This is a genomic window from Mangrovibacter phragmitis, from assembly GCF_001655675.1.
In the GTDB taxonomy this organism is placed as follows: Bacteria; Pseudomonadota; Gammaproteobacteria; order Enterobacterales; family Enterobacteriaceae; genus Mangrovibacter; species Mangrovibacter phragmitis.
In genome coordinates this window covers 1-752 of record NZ_LYRP01000038.1, presented here as the reverse complement: position 1 = coordinate 752, position 752 = coordinate 1, and the positions used below count along the sequence as shown (strand labels likewise).

Here is a 752-nt window from a genome sequence, read left to right as displayed (position 1 = left end):
TAGCGGCGAGCGAACGGGGAAGAGCCCAGAGTCTGAATCAGCAGGTGTGTTAGTGGAACGGTCCGGAATGGCCGGCGATACAGGGTGAAAGCCCCGTACACGAAAGCGCACCCGTTGTGAGCTCGATGAGTAGGGCGGGACACGTGGTATCCTGTCTGAATATGGGGGGACCATCCTCCAAGGCTAAATACTCCTGACTGACCGATAGTGAACCAGTACCGTGAGGGAAAGGCGAAAAGAACCCCGGCGAGGGGAGTGAAAAAGAACCTGAAACCGTGTACGTACAAGCAGTGGGAGCCTCTTAATGGGGTGACTGCGTACCTTTTGTATAATGGGTCAGCGACTTATATTCTGTAGCAAGGTTAACCGTATAGGGGAGCCGCAGGGAAACCGAGTCTTAACCGGGCGTCCAGTTGCAGGGTATAGACCCGAAACCCGGTGATCTAGCCATGGGCAGGTTGAAGGTTGGGTAACACTAACTGGAGGACCGAACCGACTAATGTTGAAAAATTAGCGGATGAYCTGTGGCTGGGGGTGAAAGGCCAATCAAACCGGGAGATAGCTGGTTCTCCCCGAAAGCTATTTAGGTAGCGCCTCGTGAATTCATCTCCGGGGGTAGAGCACTGTTTCGGCTAGGGGGCCATCCCGGCTTACCAACCCGATGCAAACTACGAATACCGGAGAATGTTATCACGGGAGACACACGGCGGGTGCTAACGTCCGTCGTGAAGAGGGAAACAACCCAGACCGCC

1 rRNA gene is annotated in these 752 nt (G+C 54.7%); it reads left to right on the top strand.

The features are described from left to right. Nucleotides 1-752 (top strand): 23S ribosomal RNA (locus A9B99_RS17610); the annotation flags it as partial.